12 protein-coding genes and 1 pseudogene are annotated in these 14,818 nt (G+C 61.2%); 8 read left to right on the forward strand and 5 right to left on the reverse strand.

From position 1 onward, the window contains the following. Window positions 1–101: 101 nt before the first annotated feature. Both DW823_RS00575 and DW823_RS00580 read left to right on the forward strand, forming a co-directional pair. On the forward strand, window positions 102–1,922 hold the full coding sequence (locus DW823_RS00575) for an adenine deaminase (protein ID WP_118079444.1): 1,821 nt from the start codon (window positions 102–104) through the stop codon (window positions 1,920–1,922). Window positions 1,923–2,128: 206 nt separating this feature from the next. After that, window positions 2,129–2,923 (forward strand): Cof-type HAD-IIB family hydrolase, encoded by a 795-nt coding sequence (locus DW823_RS00580; RefSeq protein ID WP_118079446.1) that lies wholly within the window; start codon window positions 2,129–2,131, stop codon window positions 2,921–2,923. A gap of 110 nt (window positions 2,924–3,033) precedes the next feature. On the opposite strand, the gene DW823_RS00585 is transcribed toward DW823_RS00580, so the two are convergent. The 3 genes from DW823_RS00585 to DW823_RS00595 form a co-directional block, all read right to left on the reverse strand. Further along, a complete protein-coding gene (locus tag DW823_RS00585) occupies window positions 3,034–3,876 on the reverse strand; it encodes a Cof-type HAD-IIB family hydrolase (protein ID WP_118079448.1) in 843 nt (280 codons plus the stop codon). An 87-nt stretch (window positions 3,877–3,963) separates the two neighbouring features. Beyond that, window positions 3,964–5,382, reverse strand: a complete 1,419-nt coding sequence (locus tag DW823_RS00590) for a citrate synthase (RefSeq protein WP_118079450.1) — start codon at window positions 5,380–5,382, stop codon at window positions 3,964–3,966. Window positions 5,383–5,459: 77 nt separating this feature from the next. Then, window positions 5,460–5,747 carry an ACT domain-containing protein gene (locus DW823_RS00595; RefSeq protein WP_006235289.1) on the reverse strand — a complete coding sequence of 96 codons (288 nt, stop codon included), beginning with the start codon at window positions 5,745–5,747 and terminating at the stop codon, window positions 5,460–5,462. 327 nt (window positions 5,748–6,074) lie between these two features. Between DW823_RS00595 and rpmE the strand changes: the two genes are divergently transcribed. The 6 genes from rpmE to DW823_RS00625 all read left to right on the forward strand — a co-directional run bounded on the left by rpmE (window position 6,075) and on the right by DW823_RS00625 (window position 13,835). After that, window positions 6,075–6,500 carry a 50S ribosomal protein L31 gene (gene rpmE, locus DW823_RS00600; protein WP_118079452.1) on the forward strand — a complete coding sequence of 142 codons (426 nt, stop codon included), beginning with the start codon at window positions 6,075–6,077 and terminating at the stop codon, window positions 6,498–6,500. A 340-nt stretch (window positions 6,501–6,840) separates the two neighbouring features. Next, a complete protein-coding gene (secA, locus tag DW823_RS00605; protein ID WP_118079454.1) occupies window positions 6,841–9,648 on the forward strand; it encodes a preprotein translocase subunit SecA in 2,808 nt (935 codons plus the stop codon). Continuing rightward, a complete protein-coding gene (gene prfB, locus DW823_RS00610; RefSeq protein WP_118079456.1) occupies window positions 9,648–10,796 on the forward strand; it encodes a peptide chain release factor 2 in 1,149 nt (382 codons plus the stop codon). The genes secA and prfB overlap by 1 nt, the downstream gene beginning before the upstream one ends. A gap of 167 nt (window positions 10,797–10,963) precedes the next feature. Beyond that, window positions 10,964–11,854: a YitT family protein gene (locus DW823_RS00615; RefSeq protein WP_118079458.1), complete on the forward strand. Its 891-nt coding sequence runs from the start codon at window positions 10,964–10,966 to the stop codon at window positions 11,852–11,854. A gap of 207 nt (window positions 11,855–12,061) precedes the next feature. Next, window positions 12,062–12,892, forward strand: a complete 831-nt coding sequence (locus DW823_RS00620) for a transketolase (RefSeq protein ID WP_118079460.1) — start codon at window positions 12,062–12,064, stop codon at window positions 12,890–12,892. A gap of 1 nt (window position 12,893) precedes the next feature. Beyond that, the gene (locus DW823_RS00625) at window positions 12,894–13,835 is read left to right on the forward strand and encodes a transketolase family protein (protein ID WP_118079463.1); all 942 of its coding nucleotides are present in this window, start codon (window positions 12,894–12,896) and stop codon (window positions 13,833–13,835) included. 121 nt (window positions 13,836–13,956) lie between these two features. Here the strand turns inward: DW823_RS00625 and DW823_RS00630 are convergent, their stop codons facing one another. Both DW823_RS00630 and DW823_RS10025 read right to left on the reverse strand, forming a co-directional pair. After that, window positions 13,957–14,514, reverse strand: coding sequence for a hypothetical protein (locus DW823_RS00630; protein ID WP_233542941.1), 558 nt, complete (start codon window positions 14,512–14,514; stop codon window positions 13,957–13,959). A gap of 108 nt (window positions 14,515–14,622) precedes the next feature. After that, a pseudogene (locus tag DW823_RS10025) lies at window positions 14,623–14,718 on the reverse strand (zinc-ribbon domain-containing protein); the annotation flags it as partial. Window positions 14,719–14,818 lie beyond the last annotated feature (100 nt).

Consider the following 14,818-nt stretch of genomic DNA (forward strand, 5'->3'; position numbering starts at 1 on the left):
GTGTTATCGGCGGCCTCCTTTTGGGCATACAATGGCTATTGGTTTGCTGCGGTGAAGGCATGTCCGCTCCGCAGCTTTTTTCTACGGTTAAAGGAGTATGTATGTCCGTTGAGGTCATGAGGTCTGTGATCGAGGCCGCCGAGGGTCGCGTGCCCGTTGACACGCTGTTTGCCAACGCACAGATTGTCGATGTGTACGGTCAGCGCGTGGCGCCCGGTAGCGTTGCCGTCAAGGATGGCGTGATCGTCGGTGTGCTCTACGATGGTCGCGACGATGCCGCCGGCACCTACGAGGCGACCGAGGTCATCGATTGCCAGGGCCGCTATCTTGCCCCCGGTTTTATTGACGGACACTTGCATATCGAGTCTTCGAACATCCGCCCTGCCGAGTATGCGCGCATGGCGGCGACGCGCGGTACCACCACCGCTATTGCCGACAGCCACGAGATCGCTAATGTTTCTGGCTTGGACGGCCTGCGCTTTATGATCGAGGACGGTCGTCGCGCTCCTATTTCCATCAAGTACATGATGCCTTCGTGCGTGCCCGCGCTGCCCGACGAGCAGGCCGGTGCCGTCATCACCGCTGCTGATATGCAGGCGTTTTTTGCCGAGCATCCGGGCGATGTCTTTGGTCTGGGCGAAATGATGAACCTGCCGGGCGTCTTTATGGCCGATCCCGAGACCTGCGCTCGTATCGACGCTGCCAACCAGACGCCGTCCAAACAGGTTGACGGTCACGCCCCGCTCGTTGCCGGCAAGGACCTCAACGCCTATGCCGCAGCAGGTATTATCGCTGACCATGAGTCGACGATTCCCGAGGAGGCGCTCGACAAGCTGTCTCGCGGCATGTACGTGATGCTGCGCGAGGGTACGTGCAGCCATGACCTGGCCAACCTGTCGCCGATGCTGCTGGAAAACCCCGCCCGTGCCCGCCGCTGCTGCTTTGCGACCGACGACCGCGCCCCTTCCGACGCGCTTTCGACCGGCATGATCGACAATGCCTGCCGCGTGGCTATCGAGGCCGGCATCGACCCGGTGGTCGCCATCTCCATGGCGTCCCTCTCCACGGCCGAGGCGTTTGGCCTGGATCACGGCTGCCGCGACCCGCACGAGCTCCGCGGCGCCATCGCCCCGGGCAAGCGTGCCGACCTGCTGGTGCTCAATGACCTGACGTTTGCCACGGCTCCGCATCGCGTATATGCCGCCGGTGCCCTGGTGGCGCAGGACGGTACCTTTGTGGGCGAGATTGCACCCGAGATGGCCGAGGTTGCGGCCCTTGCCGACGAGCTGCGCGCCTCCGTTAAGCTGCCGAAGCTTTCGCTCGACGTGTTCGACTATGCCTTTAAGCCGGGCGAGGCCGTGATCGACGTGGTGCCGGGTAAGGCCATCACGGGTATGGTTCGCCCCGAGAGTGCCGAGGGCCTGCGCCGCATTATGCTGATCGAGCGCCATGGCCGCGGCGTGTCGCTGCAGGCCGAGGGCGCCGACGGTGATGGTCCTGCGGGCCTGGGTCTTGTCGGCAAGCATATCGGTCGCGGCTGGGTGCGTGGCTTCACCATCACAGGCGGTGCCATCGCCTCGACGATCGGTCACGACTCGCACAACGTATGCGTGGTGGGCGACAATGCCGCCGATATGATGGCTGCCGTCGAGGCCGTGGGCCAGGGCGGTCACGTACTGGTGCGCAACGGCGAGGTCGTGGCGCGCATCCCGCTGGCGCTCGGCGGCCTGATGAGCGAAGGCACGGCCGAGGATGTCGCCGCGCAGCACGACGACTTTATGGTCAAGGCGCGCGCCATGGGCATCGAGCCGCCGCTCGACCCCATCATGGGCATCATCTTCCTGCCCCTGCCGGTTATCCCGACGCTCCGCATCCGCCCCGAGGGCATGTTCGACGTCACAACCTTCACCTACGCCGACTAGTCATCGGGGACGTTCTTAAACGTCTAGTCGCCTGCGACACTCTTTGACGTGTTGCCTGGCGCTGCGACCGTGGGACCTCTGACGCGCGTGAGCTATTTGCTAGGTCCTTGTAACGTTTGCGCCCGCGGAGTCTTACCTGAGCTCCCTTTGGGTACGTTGGAATTGGATACGCGTTCGATTCCAACAGGCCCGAAGGGAGCTTTTCTATGTTTAAACTGATTGCATCCGATATGGACGGCACACTGCTTGACGAAAACGGCCAGGTGCCTCCCGAGACTTACGAACTGATTCTGGCGCTACACGAGCATGGCGTGCATTTTGCCGCATCGTCAGGTCGCCGCTACGATCGCCTGTGCGAGTTCTTTGCGCCCGTTCGCGACAAGATGGACTTTGTCGCCGCTAACGGTGCCCAAGTCTACGCCGACGGCAAAATGGTAGACCGTGAGGTGTATTCGCACCTGGCGATTCGAAAGCTCGCCCAAGCAGTCGCGACGTTTCCCAATCTGCATCTTGCGCTCTTTGACCGAACCAAGTCCTTCCTGCTCGATGACGAGTGCAAGTTCGTGCGTGAGGTCGATAAGGACCTTCCCAATGCCGAGCGTATTTGGGAGCTGCCCGATCCCAGCGTAAATATCATCAAGGCGAGTATCTTTTGCGATGACGGTGTCGTTATGGACAGCGCCTACGTGCTACAGCGCGAACTTGGTCAGCTCTTTACTTTTGCGCCTTCGGGCAACGCGTGGATCGATGCTATGCAGCCCGGTGTGTCGAAGGCCTCGGGCATCGCGCAGCTCGCGGAACACTACGGCATTGGACGCGACGAGGTCATGGCGTTTGGCGACTCGATGAACGACTACGAGATCATTCGCTTTGTCGGCACGGGCTGCGCGATGGAAAACGCGCGCCCCGCGCTCAAAGCGGTTGCCGATCGCGTCGTAGGCTGCAACCGCGACCACGCCGTTCAGCAGGAGCTCCGTCGCGTGCTGGAGAGTCTCGCCTAATTCGGCAGATGGAGACGTTCCTTTTCTGTCGGCAGCCGGGGACAGTCTTTGCGGCGCCCCGCGAGGAGTGTCCCCAACGACTACTTAGCTACCCTGCCGGGTTGATGCTGCTAGGCGAGGGCGGCCATGATGGTGCGGGCGACGCCGTCGTGGTCGTTGTCGTATTCGGTGATGGCGTCGGCGGCCTCGCGGTCTTCGGGTTCGCCGTTGATCATGGCCATGCCGTGGCCCGCTGTCTGCAGCATGGGGATGTCGTTGATGTTGTCGCCGAACGCCCAAGCGTCGGCGAGACGCTCGCCCAGGTGCTCGCATAGCCACGTGAGGGCCGTTCCCTTGGTGGCGCCCTCGCCCATGACCTCGATATTCATGGCGTACGAACGCGTGACCTCAATGCCTCCGAGCGTGTCGAGCTCCGCCGCGATGGCGTCGCGATCGGCCGGGTCGTGCCAGTACATGGCGATGCGTTCGAGCGTCTCGACCTCGTCGATCTTGCTGTCGATATCCATGTCGATCGGTGTTCGTGTGCGCTTGAGCGAAGCCGCGATGTGGGGGTCGCCGCCGCAGAACTCATCCAGACGCGCGTAGAGCGAGCGGGGGAGGAAGCACTGCCCATCCGCGAAGATATCGAAGGTCACATCGTGGCCGGCGGCGATGCGGTGGATGCGATGGGCAATGCCGCAATCGAGCGGTCGGCTCAAGATGCGCGTTGCGCGCGAGGTATCGGTGGACACATCGTCGTCGAGCTGCCAGACGCTGGCGCCATTGGCACAGACGGCATAGTGTACGGCGGGATGGGCGAGGATGGGCTCAAAGATGCCCGACAGCGGACGTCCCGTGCACGGTACAAACTCAATGCCGCGACGTGCGAGCTCGTCGAGCATCGCCCAGGTGGCGTCGCTCATCTGCTTGTCACTCGTCAACAGCGTTCCATCCATATCGGAAAAAACAATCATTCGATGCAGCCCTTTCTGCTGGCATAAAAAGCGTGGCCGAGGGCGGTGATGCCCTGACCACGCTCGAGTTCTATAACGGTCTGCGTCCTAGCGGTCGGCGAGCGGCTTGTACTCCAGCGGCTCGATCACCGGACGATAGGCCGGGCGAATAATACGGTGCGCGCAGAAGAGCTCTTCCATGCGGTGTGCCGACCAGCCGGCCATGCGGGCGACGGCGAATAGCGGCGTAAAAAGCGTCTCGGGTACGCCGAGCATCTTGTAGATAAAGCCTGTGTACAGGTCGATGTTGGCGCAGATAGGCTTGGTCATGCCGTGGTCGCGCATCACCTGCGGTGCCAGGCGCTCGATGCGCTCGATGAGCGCGAATTCCTCGCCCAGATCTTTCTTGGCAGCGAGCGAACGTGCGTAGTGGCGGCAGACCTCGGCGCGCGGGTCGCTCAGGGTGTAGACGGCGTGGCCCATACCGTAGATGAGACCCGTGCCGTCGAAGGCCTGCTTGTCGAGAATCTTGCCCAGGTAGGCTGCGACCTCGTCCTCGTCCTCCCAATTGGAGACATGTGCACGGATGTCCTCGTGCATGGACACGACCTTGGCGTTGGCGCCGCCGTGGCGCGGGCCCTTGAGCGAGCCGATGGCCGCGGCGTAGGCGGAATACGGATCGGTGGCCGAGGAGGACAGTACGCGGCAGGCAAACGTGGAGTTGTTGCCGCCGCCGTGCTCGGCATGCAGCATGAGCATCACGTCGAGCAGCATGGCTTCGTCGCGGGTGAATGCCATGCCGCCGCGCAACACCTGCAGGATGGTCTCGGCGGTGGAGAGACCGGGCGTGGGATGCGGTACATGAACCTCGGAGCCGCGGCGCTTGGCGACCGAGGCCATATGCGCGAAGGCGGCGATGCGGGGGAGACGGGCGAGCATGGAGATGGCGACATCGATTTCGTGCTCGGGTGTAATGGCGTCGGGCTCGGCGTCGAAGGCGTAGAGCAGCAGCACGGCGCGCTGAAGCACATTCATGATGCTCGACGACACCGTGGTCATGGGGAACTCGCGGACGTATTCGTCGCTCAGGTGCCTAAAAGCACCCAGACGTCCGCAAAAACCGTCAAGCTCTTCCTTGGTGGGCAGAGAGCCCGTAATGAGCAGATAGGCGACCTCTTCGTAGCCGTAGCGGTTCTCGGCCTGGGCGTTGTTGACCAGATCCTCGATGCTGTAGCCACGAAGCGTGAGTTTGCCCTGATCGGGCACGACCTTACCGTCGACCTTGTTGTAGCCGTGCACATCCGAGATGCGAGTGAGGCCCGCGACCACGCCCGAGCCGTCGGCATTGCGCAGGCCGCGCTTGACATTGTGCTCAACAAATAGGCCCTCGTCATAAGGGTCAGTCGGCAGGCCATAGTAGAGATTTTCGCTTTCGGGCGAAATCTGGCGGCTCGCTTCGTAATCCAAGACCAGGCGGCTCAGGTGGTCGTCGAAGCGGTAATAGATTTTCTTGGCGTCGTAGGCCATGCGCGCTCCTCTCCGGGCCGCATCGGGGTGACTTGCATGGGCATGCGCGCGTCAGGCTATCCCCAGCGGCTTGCTCGCTACAGGCGGTACATAAAGTTGAAGACGTCCTCGCGCTGGATGGACACGTTGACGCCCGAAAGCTCGCCGGCCTCGGCCAGCGCCTTCTGCAGCTCGGCGAAGTCGAGCTTGGACTCGGCGGTATCGGCCAGCATGGTCATGGTGAAGATGTCCTCGATAATGGACTGCGTGATGTCGCGGATGTCGACGTTGGCCTCGCCTAGGACACGGGTGACGCCGGCGACGATGCCGGGGCGGTTCTTGCCAAGGACGGTGATGACGATACGGGAGGACGAGATCTCGGCCATGGGAAACCCTTTCGCGTGATTGCGGCGCGCGCGGGGCGCTCCGCTACGGTACAGTGTTCATCATTGTACCTGTCTGGCGCAAAAAAGGGCACCTTTGCTGCGGCGTTACACGTCTGCAACATGGGAGAAGGGGCAAAGGCGCCCGTTTGCCGCGATTCGTCGTGTCGTCTGCCGTGCCTTGGGCGCGATGCACAACGCAAAGACCGTGAACCTTTTGTGGGACGCGCGGTGCCGTGGTATCATAGCCGAGTTTGTTGTCTTGGTCGGAAACCAAGACGCCTTATGCGCTGATCGGTAACCAGCGCCTGACTAATAAGGAGTCCTACCATGAAGCAGGGTATCCATCCCCAGTATGTCGAGTGCACGGTGACGTGCTCCTGCGGCAACACCTTCAAGACGCACGCTACCGTGTCCGAGATGAAGGTCGAGCTTTGCAACGAGTGCCACCCGTTCTACACCGGCCAGCAGAAGTTCGTCGACACCGGTGGACGCGTCCAGCGCTTCGCCGACAAGTTCGGTGGCGCCGCTGCCGCCCAGCTCAAGAAGGCTGAGGAGGCCAAGGCTGCCAAGGCCGCCAAGGCTGCTGAGGCCGAGGCCGCTCGCAAGGCCGCCGCTGAGGCTAAGGCTGCCGAGAAGGCTAAGCGTGCCGCTAAGTTTGCCGAGGAGGCTGCCAAGCAGGCCGCCGAGGCTCCCGCAGAGGCTCCCGTCGAGGAGGTCGCTGCCGAGGCCGAGACCGCCGAGGCTGCTGAGTAAATAGCTCGCCGCGGAAACACTCGCATTCATGGCATAAGGGTCGCGCATCCGTTTGGGTGCGCGGCCCTTTTCTTTTTATTGGTGCAAGCTAACCCGTTCCCATTGCACCAGGTTGGTGCGAATGGGACAGGTTGATTTGCACCAAATGGCAGAGAGGCAGCGTTTTCCCAGATAAAAGCTGCCAAAATAAACCAGTCCCTTTTTGGCAGGCTGTCGTAGTTATTACGTGGTCGAGCGTGTCGACCGCATAGGCGGCGCCTTGTTTGGCTAAAGTACAAATATCTGTGTTTAACTCGTCCAAGGTTTCATGCCGCGGGCGATGGCCAAAAAGGAAAACCACATGGGATTCATGTCAAAGCTGCTGTCCTTTGGATCCGATAAGGACCTGAAGCGCTACTACAAGATCGTCGACAAGATCAACGGTCTTGAGCCCCAGTTTGAGAAGATGACCGAGGAGGAGCTCCGCGCCCAGACCGATAAGTTTCGTGAGCGCTACGCCAACGGCGAGTCGCTCGACGACATGCTCCCCGAGGCCTTTGCTACCGTGCGCGAAGCTTCCAAGCGCACCATGGGCATGCGTCACTTTGATGTACAGCTCATCGGCGCCATGGCGCTGCACGAGGGCCACATCGCCGAGATGAAGACCGGCGAAGGCAAGACCCTCGTCTCCACGCTGGCCGGCTATCTCAACGCTATCGCCGGTAAGGGCGTGCACGTCGTCACCGTCAACGACTACCTGGCCAAGCGCGACTCCGAGTGGATGGGTCGCATCTACAAGTATCTGGGCATGACCGTCGGTCTGCTGCAGAACAACATGCCGCTCGAGCTGAAGCGCCCAGCCTACCAGGCCGACGTCACGTACGGCACCAACTCCGAGTTCGGTTTCGATTATCTGCGCGACAACATGGTTACCCGCCCCGAGCAGCGTGTTCAGCGCGGCCACAGCTACGCCATCGTCGACGAGGTCGACTCCATCCTGATCGACGAGGCCAGAACGCCGCTCATCATCTCGGGCGCCGGCACCAAGTCCGCCAGCACTTACAAGGACTTCGCGCGCGCCGTGCGCGGCCTTGAGCGCGGTGAGGACGTCTCGCACGACATGCTCACCGCCACCGAGGACGTGGAGCCCACGGGCGACTTCGTCATGGACGAGGCCAAGCACACCATCGCCGCCACCGAGCGCGGTCTTAAGAAGATTGAGCGCCGCCTGGGTATCGATGACATCTATGCCGATCTCTCCGGCCAGCTGGTCAACCACCTGCAGCAGGCGCTGAAGGCCCAGTACATGTTCCACCGCGACAAGCAGTACGTGGTCACCAACGGCGAGGTCAAGATCGTCGACGAGTTCACCGGTCGTATCATGGAGGGTCGCCGCTATTCCGAGGGCCTGCACCAGGCCATCGAGGCCAAAGAGGGCGTGCTCGTGCGCGAGGAGAACCAGACCCTTGCCACCATCACCCTGCAGAACTACTTCCGCCTGTATGATAAGCTCTCCGGCATGACCGGTACGGCGCTCACCGAGGACGCCGAGTTCCGCGAGATCTACAAGCTGCCCGTCGAGGTCATTCCCCCCAACAAGCCCGTGCAGCGTGTTGACCACGAGGACCTGGTCTACCGCACCATCCAGGCCAAGTACAACGCCGTTGCCGACGACGTTGAGCGTCGTCACGCCAAGGGCCAGCCGGTCCTGGTGGGCACCGTCTCCATCGAGAGCTCCGAGAAACTGTCCGCCGCCCTCACTAAGCGCGGTATCGCGCACGAGGTCCTCAACGCCAAGCACCACGAGCGCGAGGCCCATATCGTGGCCCAGGCTGGTCGCTATGGCGCCGTGACCATCGCTACCAACATGGCCGGCCGTGGTACAGACATCTTGCTGGGCGGCAACCCCGACGAGCTGGTGCGCGAGCGCCTGGAGCACGAGGGCCTGACCATGGAGGACGTGACGCCCGAGCAGCTCGAGCAGTTTAACGCCGAGGCCAAGGAGACCTGCAAGGCCGAGCGCGAGCGCGTGCTTGCCGCCGGCGGCCTGACCGTTATCGGCACCGAGCGCCATGAGTCCCGCCGTATCGACAACCAGCTGCGTGGCCGTTCCGGTCGTCAGGGCGATCCGGGCGAGACCCAGTTCTACCTGTCACTCGAGGATGACCTCATGCGCCTGTTCGGCGGCGACAGGATGGACCGCGTCTCCAAGATGATGGTTACGGCCGACATGGGCGATGACATGCCCATCCAGCACAAGATCATTTCCAAGGCCGTCGAGAATGCCCAGCACAAGGTCGAGAGCATCAACTTCTCCATGCGTAAGAGCGTTCTTGAGTACGACGACGTCATGAACAAGCAGCGCCAGGTCATCTACGCCGAGCGCAACAAGATTCTGGACGGCAAGGACCTGACCGACCACATCACCGAGGTCATGCACGATACCGTGTACCGCTGTGTGCAGGAGTTCTGCACCAAGGACAGCCACGAGGGCGAGCGCGATCTTGAGGGTCTGCGCAAATGGGTCGTCGAGCTGACCGGGCATATCGATACCCCTCAGTTCCCCGACGAGGACTTTGAGGCCCTGGCCGCCGATGTCTTGGCTTATGTTGAGAAGTGCTACAACATGAAGGCCGAGCGCCTGGGCGAGGACCTGATGCGCGAGCTCAATACCCAGGTCATGCTGCGCGTAATCGATACGCGTTGGATGAACTACCTGCAGGAGATGGACTACCTCAAGACCGGTATCGGCCTGCGCGGCTTTGGCCAGCGCGACCCGCTGGTCGAGTACAAGACCGAGGCCTACGGCGCGTTCCAGATACTCGTCGATACCATGTACGAGGATTACCTGCGCACTGTTCTGCGCATTGAGCTCAAAGCTGCCCCGCAGGCTGTGGAGCACAAGGAGGACCCCGCCCTTAAGGGTGCGCGCTTCTCTGGTCCCGCCGAGGTCGATGGCGACAACAGCGATTCGGTACTGCGCAAGCAGGCTCAGGTGCAGGCCCGCACCGCCGTCCAGGGTGGTCCGGCTGCCGTTAACAACGGTGGCAAGGTGACGACCTATCGCAAGTCCGAGAGCGATGACCCCTATGTCAACGTGGGCCGCAACGACCTGTGCCCTTGCGGTAGCGGTAAGAAGTTTAAGTACTGCCACGGCAGGAATCGTTAATGGCCGAGACTCTAGAGGTAACTCCCGCCGAGTTGGACGCGTTTGCGGACCGACTCGGCGAGGTCGAGTCGTATCTCCATTTGGACGAGAAGCGCGCCCGCGTGGCGGAGCTCGAGGCCAAAAGCGTCGCCCCGGGCTTTTGGGACGATGCCGATGCCGCTCGCGCCACGATGGAGGAGATTGCACGCGCCAAGGAGGACATCGCCGCCGTGGATACGGCGCGCGGTGAGCTTTCCGATGCTCGCGCCGCGCTGGAGCTTGCCGAGGAAATGGGCGATGACCCCGATGCTGCCGCGCTGCGTGAGGAGGCTGCCGCCACGGCGGAGCGGCTTTCCCGCGCCATCGACGAGCTTGAGCTTGCGAGCTGGTTTACCGGCGAGTTCGATCACGGCGACGCAATTGTGACCATCAAGCCCGGGCAGGGTGGCTTGGAGGCCCAGGATTGGACCTTCATGCTCTTTAAGATGTACATGAAGTACTGCCAGCGCCGCGGTTGGAAGGTCACCATCAACGATTGCCCCGCGGCCGAGGTTATCGGCATCGATCGCGCGACCTTTACCGTCGAAGGCAAGGATGCCTTTGGCATGCTTCGTGCCGAGGCCGGTGTTCACCGCCTGGTGCGCATTAGCCCCACCGACGACAAGAAGCGCCGCCAGACTACGTTTGCCGGCGTCGAGGTCATTCCGGTGCTGCCCGACGATATCGATATCGAGATTAGCCCCGATGACATTCGCGTCGACGTGTACCATGCAAGCGGCCCGGGCGGCCAGGGTGTCAACACCACCGACTCCGCCGTGCGCGTAACGCATTTCCCCAGCGGTATCGTGGTCACGTGTCAAAACGAGCGCAGCCAGATTCAAAACAAGGCCGCGTGCATGCAGATCCTCAAGGCGCGCCTGTACGAGATTGAGCTCGAAAAGCGCGCCGAGGCCCTGGATGAGATTCGCGGGCCCAAGACCACAATTGGTTTTGGCAACCAAATCCGCAGCTACGTGCTCTACCCGTACCAGATGGTTAAGGACCTGCGCACGGGCGTGGAGACCAGCAACGTCGAGGCCGTTCTTGACGACGGCGATCTGGATCCATTTGTGATTGGCTATCACCGTTGGGCTACCGGCAACGCTGACGCGGAGGCCCCGTCTGCATAAACCGCTCAGTTTATGTGGAAATGGATTAAAACCCTCCGAGCAGGGTGGTTTTGTATCCAGAACATACCCTGCACAGGGGTGGTTTTTGTTTGGCGAATCGGTAGAATCGAATACATGAAGAAGTTCAAAGCGCATCCGATGGGGTGCGCTTTTTTGAAGGAGGCAGCATGGCATATCGTCTGGACATCAAGCGCATTCTTTCGATGAACTTCTTTCACGATCTACCCCAGATCATGTTGGGGTGTGCCTTGGCCGCCATCGCGACCGACCTGTTTTTGATTCCCAACGGTCTTGCAGCCGGTGGCGTTACGGGCCTTGCGACGATTATCCAGGCAGTCGGCGCAGCGCGAGGCGTGTCGCTTCCTGTCGGTATCCAGACCATCGTGATGAATGCCTTGCTGCTGCTGATCGTTATGCGCGAGGGCGGCATGTTCTATGTAGTGCAGACGGCGACGGGCTTTGTGCTGCTGGGCTTCTTTACCGATCTGTTTGCCCCGTTTGTAGCGCCTCTGGCACATGCAGACCTGATGCTTCCCGCTATGTGGGGCGGCATTATCACGGGCATCGGTTACGGCATGGTGTTGCGCGCCGGCGCCAACACCGGCGGCTCGGACACGATTGGCCAAATCATCTCGCGTAACACCTCGCTGCCGGTGGGCTCGACCGTCATGGCGATCGACGTTGCCGTGTGCGCGCTCTCGGCCCCGGTATTCTCGGTCGAAAACGCGCTGTATGCAGGCCTTTCGATGGTCATTAGCGGTTATGTGATCGATGCTGTGGTCGATGGCGGCAATAAGCGCCGTATGGTACTTATCATCTCGGAGAATTTTCCCGATATCGCGGCCGACATCATGTATGGTCTGGGACGCGGCTGCACCAAATTAAAGGCGACTGGTATGTATTCGGGCGTCGAGAAGCCGGTGATCATGGTGATCGTTAGCCGTCGAGAGCTCAACACCCTCAAAACGATCGTGCGTGAGCGCGATCCTCGCGCCATTGTGACGGTCGCCGACGTTACGGAAGCCTTCGGTGAGGGATTCAAGGATATTAACGCGTAGGGCCGACTACGTTCCATCCAAAAGACGTTCACATTGGTAAACCGTTTCATCAGCGATTCTGCCTGCTCAATTGTTCAAATAATGATAAATACTCTGGTAAAGCCATCGGTTTCCAGCATAATGAATGACGTACGTGCATTGCGGCTGTGTTGGGATTACCTTCGGTGCCGTGCGCATCTTGTCTTAAGAGGATGAAAGGAAGGCACAATGAGCGACGAAGAGCTCAAAAAGGTTGCCAACGAGGTAAGGAAGGGCATCGTCACCGGCGTGCACGCTGCCAAGTCTGGCCATCCGGGCGGTTCGCTCGGCGCTGCCGACATCATGACCTATTTGTACTTTGAGGAAATGAACGTCGACCCGGCCGATCCCCGCAAGGCCGATCGCGACCGCTTTGTGCTTTCCAAGGGCCATTGCGCTCCGGGCCTGTACGCCGTGCTCGCCGAGCGCGGGTTCTTCCCCAAGGAGGATCTCGAGACGCTGCGCCACATCGGCAGCCACCTGCAGGGTCACCCCAACATGAACGACACCCCGGGCGTCGACATGTCCACTGGCTCGCTCGGCCAGGGCATTTCCGCCGCCGTGGGCATGGCCGTTGCCGCTAAGCACTGGGGCGATACTTACCGCACGTACGCCCTGCTGGGCGATGGTGAGAGCGAGGAAGGCCAGGTCTGGGAGGCCGCCATGTTTGCCGGCAACCAGCAGCTCGACAACCTCTGCGTGATCGTCGACCACAACGGTCTGCAGATCGATGGCCCCGTCGAGGAGGTCAACGACCCCATGCCGCTCGCCGACAAGTTCCGCGCCTTTAAGTTCCATGTGGTGGAGCTCGCCGACGGCAACGACTTCGATCAGATTCGCGCCGCTTTTGCCGAGGCTCGCGCCACCAAGGGTCAGCCGACCGCCATTATCGCCGAGACCACAAAGGGCAAGGGCGTCTCCTTTATGGAGAACCAGGTTGGTTGGCACGGCAAGGCCCCCAACGATGAACAGTTTGAGCAGGCCATGGCAGAGCTCACGGCCGCCGGAGAGGAGCTCTAGGATGGCAGACGTCAAGAAAATCGCCACGCGCGTAAGCTACGGCGAGGCCCTCGTCGAGCTCGCCAACGAGCACGATGACTTTGTGGTCCTCGACGCCGACCTGGCCGCCGCCACGCAGACCGGCAAGTTTAAGGCCGCCTGTCCCGATCGTTTCTTCGATGTGGGCATCGCCGAGAGCAACCTGATGGGTGTTGCCGCCGGTATCGCAACCACCGGCCGCGTTGCCTTCGCGAGCACCTTTGCCATGTTTGCCGCCGGCCGCGCCTTTGAGCAGGTCCGCAATTCCATCGGTTACCCGCACCTCAACGTCAAGATCGGTGCCACACACGCCGGTATCTCGGTGGGCGAGGATGGCGCCACGCACCAGTGCTGCGAGGATATCGCCCTTATGCGCGTTATCCCCGGCATGACCGTGATCGTTCCCGCTGACGACGTAGAAGCCCGCGCCGTGACGCGCGCCGCCTACGAGTGCGACGGCCCTGTGTACATGCGCTTTGCCCGTCTGGCCTCGCCGGTCATTAATGACCCCGAGACCTACAAGTTTGAACTGGGCAAGGGCATCATCATGCGCGAGGGCGCCGACGTTACCATCATTGCCTGCGGCCTGATGGTCGGCGAGGCCCTCGAGGCTGCCGAGCAGCTTGCTGCCGAGGGTATCGACGCCGAGGTCATCAACATGCACACCATTAAGCCCATCGACGCTGACCTGATCGTCAAGAGCGCCACCAAGACCGGTCGCGTCGTGACCGTCGAGGAGCACTCCGTGATCGGCGGCCTGGGCAGCGCCGTTGCCGATGTCCTGTGCGAGCAGTGCCCGACGCCGCTCAAGAAGATCGGCGTCAACGACACGTTCGGCGAGTCCGGTCCGGGTGCCGAGCTCCTGCACAGGTACGGCCTGGACGCCGCCAACATCGTGGCGACCACCAAGGAGTTCCTGGCATAAGGCAAGGCGGATCTCAAGGACTGCTTCGCCAGTACTATGGAAACCCGGCAGGGGCGCTCTCTTGGAGAGCGCCCCTGTTTCTGTTGCGGTGAAATAAGGACTGTTTTGCCAGCCTAAAGGCTCAATTAATCTGTATTTCACCGCAACTTTCGAAGGCGTTCCCGCTTGTGCTGGCTCCGTCGCGACGATTGATTGCGGCTTGGCACAGTGCGGCGACATCGGGGGCATCGCTGCCTCGGTATGTCATGGCGAGCAAAGCGGCATCATAGATTTCGTCATTGGTCACATCGGCGGCATCAATGGGGCAGAAGGTGAGAATCGAATCCTGTTCTGCAAGCTCGGCCAGATCGATCGTTTCGCTCATGGCAAAGGCGTCATCGAGGACGAGCGTGGCACTCGTGCATGGAATTTGATAGATGGTGCCGTCCGCAGCGATAGGGGAACCTGCTGCCTCAAGCGTGTATACACCTTGCGTGAGATTGATGCCAGAGCCATCGGAGGCGACGAACTCAATCCTGTCGACCGTTATTCCGTCGATGGTCTTGCCCGTAATGTGTATCGGAACGCGCGATGCTCCGTTATCGGTGTCCCAGCCCGCAGCCGTGACATCCAGCACAATGGCGTGTTCCGAATGGGCGGATACGAAGTGCGACAACACCTGTCGCAGATGAAGGCCCATACAGCTACCGCCGACAATGCCAATTACCAGCATGCAGGTAAGGATGACCGCAACGTGGTTCCGAGGCTTTACCCGAAGCTCAGAATCAGCAGAGATGCCATTGACGGCAGCCCCGCACGCTGTGCAGTACCTCACGCCATCGCGCAACTCAGCTCCACAATAAGGACAATTCATACTGGCCCCCACAACCATAGGCGTTCCCATCGAGGCCACTGTAAATCGACAATCCAAATCCGAGTTGCGCAACAATCAAATCAAGCCCATTTCAAGCAAGAGCTTCCTCCGGGAAACGGGCCCATCCCAA

This window comes from Collinsella sp. AM34-10 (assembly GCF_003469185.1).
Lineage (GTDB): Bacteria > Actinomycetota > Coriobacteriia > Coriobacteriales > Coriobacteriaceae > Collinsella.

Excerpts from the sequence above, each read along its gene's own strand:
- DW823_RS00615 (WP_118079458.1), top strand. The coding sequence starts at position 10,964 with ATGGCATATCGTCTGGACATCAAGCGCATTCTTTCGATGAACTTCTTT.
- DW823_RS00575 (WP_118079444.1), top strand. The coding sequence starts at position 102 with ATGTCCGTTGAGGTCATGAGGTCTGTGATCGAGGCCGCCGAGGGTCGC.
- DW823_RS00625 (WP_118079463.1), top strand. The coding sequence starts at position 12,894 with ATGGCAGACGTCAAGAAAATCGCCACGCGCGTAAGCTACGGCGAGGCC.
- DW823_RS00620 (WP_118079460.1), top strand. The coding sequence starts at position 12,062 with ATGAGCGACGAAGAGCTCAAAAAGGTTGCCAACGAGGTAAGGAAGGGC.
- DW823_RS00585 (WP_118079448.1), bottom strand. The coding sequence starts at position 3,876 with ATGATTGTTTTTTCCGATATGGATGGAACGCTGTTGACGAGTGACAAG.
- DW823_RS00595 (WP_006235289.1), bottom strand. The coding sequence starts at position 5,747 with ATGGCCGAGATCTCGTCCTCCCGTATCGTCATCACCGTCCTTGGCAAG.
- prfB (WP_118079456.1), top strand. The coding sequence starts at position 9,648 with ATGGCCGAGACTCTAGAGGTAACTCCCGCCGAGTTGGACGCGTTTGCG.
- DW823_RS00590 (WP_118079450.1), bottom strand. The coding sequence starts at position 5,382 with ATGGCCTACGACGCCAAGAAAATCTATTACCGCTTCGACGACCACCTG.
- DW823_RS00580 (WP_118079446.1), top strand. The coding sequence starts at position 2,129 with ATGTTTAAACTGATTGCATCCGATATGGACGGCACACTGCTTGACGAA.
- rpmE (WP_118079452.1), top strand. The coding sequence starts at position 6,075 with ATGAAGCAGGGTATCCATCCCCAGTATGTCGAGTGCACGGTGACGTGC.
- DW823_RS00630 (WP_233542941.1), bottom strand. The coding sequence starts at position 14,514 with ATGGGCCTTCATCTGCGACAGGTGTTGTCGCACTTCGTATCCGCCCAT.
- secA (WP_118079454.1), top strand. The coding sequence starts at position 6,841 with ATGGGATTCATGTCAAAGCTGCTGTCCTTTGGATCCGATAAGGACCTG.